This is a genomic window from Kitasatospora putterlickiae, assembly GCF_039527695.1.
Classification (GTDB): Bacteria; Actinomycetota; Actinomycetes; order Streptomycetales; family Streptomycetaceae; genus Kitasatospora; species Kitasatospora putterlickiae.
Genome location: NZ_BAAAKJ010000379.1, coordinates 2,159 through 7,932, shown reverse-complemented (window position 1 = coordinate 7,932; position 5,774 = coordinate 2,159). Strand labels below are relative to the sequence as shown.

Sequence of the window (5,774 nt, the reverse complement as noted above, 5' to 3'; positions counted from 1 at the left end):
GGTCGGCTTCGCTGGCGCTCGCCTTCGCCTGGGGGCGGTCGGCTTCGCTGGCGCTCGCCTTCGCCCTGCCGGGCTGAGAGAGCCGACCTCGCGTCCGCCGGACTGCTCTCCGTCAGCCGGCCTCGTCGGCGCCTCGGCATCTCGGTGCCGCGCCGCCGATGGGACGGGCTGAGGAGTGGCGACGTGCCACCTGAGCCGATGGGTGTCGACCTACGAGTGTGCGGGCCGCGCCACGCAGGCTGCAGGGAGCGTGGATCGCGGGGCTCCGGCGGCCGGCCAACGGAGCTGTTGTCCGGGTTCGCGGCGGGGCCCGGGTGTCGGCGCGGGTTCGGGGTCGTCGTGCTTGGCTTCCTTCGTCGAACGGTCGGACGTGGTGGTGGGCGGTCGTGGACGGTGTGGGTCAGGCCAGCGCGTGGGCGAGGAGGACGGTGGCCGGGGAACGGGGCTGCTGTGGCCCGGGTGTCGGCGCTGTGCGCGGCGCGGGTTCGGGGTCGCCGCGCTCGGGCTTCGCTCGTCGAACGGTCGGGCGTGGCGGCGAGCGGCCGCGGACCGCGCGGGTCAGGCCAGCGCGTGGGCGAGGAGGACGGCGGCCGGGGAACGGGGCTGCTGTGGCCCGGGTGTCTGCGCTGTGCGCGGCGCGGGTTCGGGGTCGCCGCGCTCGGGCTTCCTCCGTCGAACGGCCGGACGTGGCGGCGAGCGGCCGTGGACCGCGCGGGTCAGGCCAGGGCGTGGGCGAGGAGGACGGCGGCCGGGGGGAGGGCCTGGCCGAGGGCGCCGGGCCAGAGGCGGGGGTCGGAGGCGAGGAGGGTGGCGCCGGCGGCGATCATGAAGGCGCTGAGGTAGGTGATCAGGGTGCGGCCGACGACGGGTTCGTCGGTGTGCAGGGCGATCAGGCCGGCCACCATGCCGAGGGCGAGGTAGAGGTTGTAGAAGCCGACGTTGACGCGCCAGAGGCGGACCTGCGGGGCGTCGGCGGTGGAGGCCGTGAGCAGGCGGCGGACCCGGGGGTGGCCGTAGAGGAAGCTCTCCAGTGGCCACACCACGAGGTGGACGGCGGCGGCGATCAGCGCGAAGACCTGGCTGACGGCGTTCATCCGGGGCTCCTGCGGGTGGGCGGGTGGACGGCGGGGAGGGCCCAGCCGGGTGGTTCGGGGACGGGGGTGCCGGTGGCGGGGACGGCGCCCACCGCGGTGGGTGGTCCGCCGGTGGCCCAGGGGCCGGCGGGCGGGGGAGCGGCGCCGGGGGCGGCGGTGGCGGCGGCGCGCAGCTCGGCGACGAACTGCAGGCAGCTCGCGAACCGCTCGTCGGGCGCCTTGGCGAGGGCGCGGGCGACCACCGCCTCCACGGCGGACGGAAGGTCGGGCCGGTGCTCGCGCAGAGCGGGCGGGGGCTCGTTGAGGTGGGCCCAGAGCAGGGCGAGGTCGCTCTCGCGGTGGAACGGGGGCGCGCCGGCGAGCATCTCGAAGACCACGCAGCCGAGGCCGTACTGGTCGCAGCGGCCGTCGAGCGGGCGGCCGGAGATCTGCTCGGGCGCGGCGTAGTCGAGGGTGCCGACGATCTGGCCGACGCCGGTCAGGCCGCTGAGCGACAGGGACTTCTTGGTGAGGCCGAAGTCGGAGAGGTAGAGGTGCTCGGGGTGCTCGCTGTCGGTGCCGGCGGCGACCAGGACGTTGCCGGGCTTGACGTCCCGGTGGACCAGGTCGTGGTCGTGCGCGGCGTCCAGCGCGGAGGCGATCTGCAGGGCGAGCCGGGCCGCCCGGTCGACCGGGAGGGCGCCGCTGCGGGTGATCAGCGTGCGCAGGTCGCCGCCCTCGACGTAGCGCATCGCGATGAACAGGATGCCGTCGGCCTCGCCCGCCTCGAAGACCGGGATGATGTGCGGGTGGTCGATCGCGGCGGCGACCTGTGACTCGTGGATGAAGCGCTGCCGGAACACCTCGTTGCGGGCCAGCTCGGGGGCGAGGAGCTTGACGGCGACGGTGCGGCCGAGCCGCAGGTCCTTGGCCCGGTAGACGACGGCCATGCCGCCGCGGCCGATCTCGGCCTCCAGGCGGTACCCGGCGACCCGGCGCCCGACCATTCCGGACGGCAGGCTGGGCGGCTCGGCGTCGAGGTCGTCTTCCGGCGGCTCGACGGCGTCCGGCGGCTCGACGGCGTCGGGGGGTTCGACAACGTCGGGCGGTTCGACGGCGTCGCCGGGTGGCCCGGCGGCCTTGGGTGCGCGCGGTCCGCCCGGCGCGGTGGGACGGTGCGGCGGCTGCTCGCCTGCGGCGTCGGCGGGCGGGATCACGGCTCCGCCACCCGGGTGGGCTCGTCGGCGCCCGAGGGCCGTTCGGCGGGCGGGCGCGGCCGGGCGCCGACGGCGTAGGTGTGCAGTTGCAGGCCGTCGCAGAAGCACCAGCGGTCGTGCACCGGGTCGAACACCCAGAGCCGCTCGCCGTCGACGACCAGGCCGACCCGCAGGCCGTGTGCCCGGTCCCGGAAAGTCTCCAGGTCGGCGCCGCCGGCCGCGAGGTCCTCCAGCAGCGAGCGGTAGCGGGCCAGCGCGCCCTCCGCCTCGGCGAGCGCGGGGCGCGGGTCGGCGGTGCGGGACGGCGGTCCGGTGGCCGTGGGCGGGATGCCGGGCAGGGAGATCAGCAGCCGGCCGTCCACCCAGGTCGTCCAGCCGTTGGCGCAGAGCACCTGCGCCCAGTCGCCGGCCCGGCCGATCAGCTGGAGCGGCAGCAGCGCGTCCAGCGGGGAGGCGGGCTGCTCCGGGTCCGGGGCGGCCCAGCTGGCCAGGCCGTCCGGCGGGGCGACATGGGTGGGGCGGAACGCGGGCTCCTCCATCGGCGCGGGCTCCTCCATCGGCCAGGTCACTTCTCACTTCCGCATGATCGACGGCTCCTGGCGGCGCAGCAGGGCCAGCACGGCGACCGCCAGCACCACCGCGAGCGCGAGCAGCACGGCCAGCGCGAACAGCCACCCGGCCCGCTCCTGCCGGAACAGCGGGTCGGCGGTGATGTCGGTCGGCAGGACGGTGTGCAGGTCGATGGTGCGGGCCATCGCGGACAGCCCCCAGCGGGAGGGCACCAGCCAGGCGAACTGCTCCAGGCCGGGTACCCCGTGCAGCTTCAGCATGGCGCCGCTGAACACGATCTGCACGACGGAGAGCAGCACCAGCAGGGGCATGGTGGCCTCCTCCTTGCGGACCAGCGCGGAGACCAGCAGGCCGAGCATCATCGCGGAGAAGGAGAGCATCGCCACCGCGATGATCAGCTCGGCCAGCGGTGGCAGCAGCACGCCGCCGTGCACCGTGACGCCGCCCGGCAGGGTGGGGGTGAGGTCGACGCCGGCCAGGCCGACCACGGTCAGCACGGCGGCCTGGGCGACCGTGATGGTGCCGAGCACCACCACCTTGGAGACCAGATAGGCCGAACGGGACAGCCCGACCACGCGTTCTCGCTGGTAGATCGGCCGTTCCTTGACGATCTCGCGCACCGCGTTGGCGGAGCCGGTGAGCAGGCCGCCGATGCAGAGCGTGAGCAGGATGTTGAGCGCGTTGTCCGTGGAGAGCCGGCTGCCCGCCATCGCCCGGCACATCACGCCGATCAGGAACGGCAGGGCGATCATCACGGTCAGGAAGAGCCTGTCGGCGGCGAGCACCGCCGTGTAGCGCCGGATCAGGGTGCCGAGCTGGGAGAACCAGCCCTGCGGCTGCTCCCGGCCGATCGCGTCGCCGGGCGCGGCGGGCGCCGGCACCGGCGCGGCGGGCGGCAGCGCCTCGGCGGCGACGTACCGCCCGTACTGCGGGGACTCCCGGAACCGGCGCTGCCAGGCCCGGTGGTCCTCGTTCTCGAAGGCCTCGAAGGCCTGCGGCCATTCGGTGAAGCCGAAGAACGGCAGAGCCTCGGCGGGCGGCCCGTAGTAGGCGGTGCGGCCGCCGGGGGCGAGGACGAGCAGCCGGTCGCAGACGTCCAGGCTGAGCACGCTGTGGGTGACCACGACGACGGTGCGACCGTCGTCGGCCAGCCCGCGCAGCATCTGCATCACCGAGCGCTCCATACCCGGGTCCAGGCCCGAGGTGGGTTCGTCGAGGAAGAGCAGCGAGGGCTTGGTGAGCAGTTCCAGGGCGACGCTGACGCGCTTGCGCTGGCCGCCGGAGAGGCTGGAGATGACCAGGTCGGCCCGGCCGTCCAGGCCGAGTTCGTGGATCACCTCGGCGACCCGGGCCTCCCGTTCCGCCTTGGCGGTGTCGCCGGGGAAGCGCAGTTCGGCGGCGTACGACAGGGCGCGGCGGACGGTCAGCTGGGTGTGCAGGATGTCGTCCTGCGGGACCAGGCCGATCCGGCGGCGCAGCTCGGCGTAGTCGCGGTAGAGGTCGCGCCCGTCGTAGAGCACGGTGCCGTCGTCGGCGGGGCGCAGTCCGGTGAGCGCGTTGAGCAGGGTGGACTTGCCGGCGCCGCTGGGGCCGGCGACGGCGAGCAGCGCCTTCTCGGCGAGCGGGAAGGACACGTCGTCGAGCAGCACCCGCCGGTCGGCGCCGACCCGCACCACCAGGCCTTGCACGTTGAGCGAGATCTCGCCGGTGTCGGTGTACTCGACGAGTTCGTCGCCGGAGAGGCAGAGCGCGGAGTGGCCGATGCCGACGATGTCGGCCGGGCCGACCGGTGCCCGCTGGACGGGCCCGCCGTTGAGGTAGGTGCCGTTGTGGCTGCCGAGGTCGACGATCTCGTGGCCGCCGTCCGGCAGGGTGCGCAGCTCGGCGTGGTGGCGGGAGACCACCAGGTCGTCGAGGACGAGGTCGTTGTCGGGCGCGCGGCCGATCCGCACCGTGCGGCCGGGCAGCCGCAGGACGGCGCTGGGGCGGCGGAAGGTGCCGGAGACGCGTGGGGCGACCAGCGAGGGGCGCTCGCCGACGGACGGGGCGGGCAGGCCGGCGAAGGTGGCGGACGGGCCGTCGGCGGGGTTGCCGAACCGCAGCCGGGTGCCGGGGCCGATGTCCTCGGAGCCGATCCGGCGGCCGTCGGCGAAGGTGCCGTTGGTGCTGCCGACGTCGTCCAGGTGCCAGTGGCCCTCGGTGGTGCGCAGCACGGCGTGGTGCCAGGAGACCCGGGGGTCGTCGAGGACGATCTCGCTGGTCGGGTCGCGGCCGACGTGGTACGACCGGCGCGGGTCGATCAGCTGCGAATCCGTGTCGGTGACGAGGACCAGGGGCGGCGCGACGGGCGCGCCGGGGCGCTCTCCCATGGTTCGGATTCTAGTCCGGCATCCGCCGTCCGGCTTCCCGTCAGGGGGCGGTCCGGGAGCGGCCGGGCGGCGTTCCGTACCGTCCGTCCGGTCCGATACCATGAAATTGGACTGGACCACTGGATGCCGCCGGGAGACTGCCCTATCGTTCGGAGGGATCTGCACGGTCGTCCGGGGCTCTCCGCACGACTCCCTCGACCGCCCCGGGATGAACAGATGAGTGTCTGGCCGCAGTTGCGCGACACCCGCACGGTCAGAGCCGGCGCCGCACCGGGCACGGTGGTCCGCTGCGGCCTCGCCGACACCATGCTCGCCGACCTCTCCGTCTCGGTGGCCCTCTTCTTCGAGCGCGCGCTGGACGAGGACCGCCTCGCCGCCGGACTGGCCCGGGCGTTGGAGCGCGTGCCGGTCTTCGCCGGACGACTGCGCACCGTTGACGGCGTGTTGGAGGCGGTCTGCGACGACTCCGGTGTGCCGATGGTGAGTTACCGCGTCGACGGAACGCTCGCCGAGTCCATGGGGCGGGTCACCGCGTCCGGCGCGCA

At 74.7% G+C, this 5,774-nt stretch carries 4 protein-coding genes; all 4 read right to left on the bottom strand.

The window, feature by feature from the left end:
• Positions 1 to 716: 716 nt before the first annotated feature.
• The 4 genes from ABD308_RS33315 to ABD308_RS33300 all read right to left on the bottom strand — a co-directional run bounded on the left by ABD308_RS33315 (position 717) and on the right by ABD308_RS33300 (position 5,229).
• The gene (locus ABD308_RS33315) at positions 717 to 1,094 is read right to left on the bottom strand and encodes a DUF1304 domain-containing protein (protein ID WP_344343373.1); all 378 of its coding nucleotides are present in this window, start codon (positions 1,092 to 1,094) and stop codon (positions 717 to 719) included.
• A complete protein-coding gene (locus ABD308_RS33310) occupies positions 1,091 to 2,080 on the bottom strand; it encodes a serine/threonine-protein kinase (protein WP_344343375.1) in 990 nt (329 codons plus the stop codon). Before ABD308_RS33310 ends, ABD308_RS33315 begins: the two co-directional genes overlap by 4 nt.
• Before the next feature lie 206 nt (positions 2,081 to 2,286).
• A complete protein-coding gene (locus tag ABD308_RS33305) occupies positions 2,287 to 2,859 on the bottom strand; it encodes an SH3 domain-containing protein (RefSeq protein WP_344343371.1) in 573 nt (190 codons plus the stop codon).
• Between the two features lie 3 nt (positions 2,860 to 2,862).
• Positions 2,863 to 5,229 (bottom strand): FHA domain-containing protein, encoded by a 2,367-nt coding sequence (locus ABD308_RS33300; RefSeq protein ID WP_344343369.1) that lies wholly within the window; start codon positions 5,227 to 5,229, stop codon positions 2,863 to 2,865.
• Positions 5,230 to 5,774: the final 545 nt, after the last annotated feature.